Origin of the sequence: Paenibacillus zanthoxyli JH29 (assembly GCF_000520715.1) — a bacterium.
Taxonomy (GTDB): domain Bacteria; phylum Bacillota; class Bacilli; order Paenibacillales; family Paenibacillaceae; genus Paenibacillus_AQ; species Paenibacillus_AQ zanthoxyli.
The window spans coordinates 1-546 of sequence record NZ_ASSD01000450.1; the positions used below are offsets into that span (position 1 = coordinate 1).

Consider the following 546-nt stretch of genomic DNA (forward strand, 5'->3'; position numbering starts at 1 on the left):
GGCGGGTTCGCTGCTCTTGTCGGCGATTCTGACCATGACGGTCGGCAAATCCCGCAAAGCGTCTAAGAAGCGGCCTGAGCCGAAGCTGGAGGTGTCCACGCGGTGAAAATTCAATTGGCGCTCGACCGGATGAGCATAGAGGAAGCGGCAGCTATGGTCCGGCGCACGGAGCCCTATATCGACTGGATCGAGGTGGGCACCTCGCTGATCAAGGAATTCGGCATGGCGTCCGTGGAAGCGCTTAAACGTGAATTTCCGCATAAAACCATCGTTGCGGACATGAAGACGTTCGACAACGCGAAGTACGAATTTGAATTGTGCTATGGTGCCGGGGCGGATGTCGCGACCGTCATGGGCGCGGCACCGCCGGTCACCGTGGCGCTGTGCATGGATACGGCGCGGCGGATGGGGAAGCAGGTCATGATCGACCTGCTTCATACCTCGTCGGAGCAGCAGCGGGAACTGGCGCGGCATCATGGAGCTATCCACTGCCTGCATGTCAGCAAGGACCAGCAGGAAGGCGGCGGGCTCCGGCTGGAAGGCGCA

Annotated in this window: 1 protein-coding gene; it reads left to right on the forward strand. The window is 60.6% G+C overall.

Annotated elements, in window-relative coordinates:
• Nucleotides 1-102 precede the first annotated feature (102 nt).
• A partial coding sequence (locus tag L691_RS0117335) for an orotidine 5'-phosphate decarboxylase / HUMPS family protein (protein ID WP_025691690.1) occupies nt 103-546 on the forward strand: 444 nt, incomplete at its 3' end.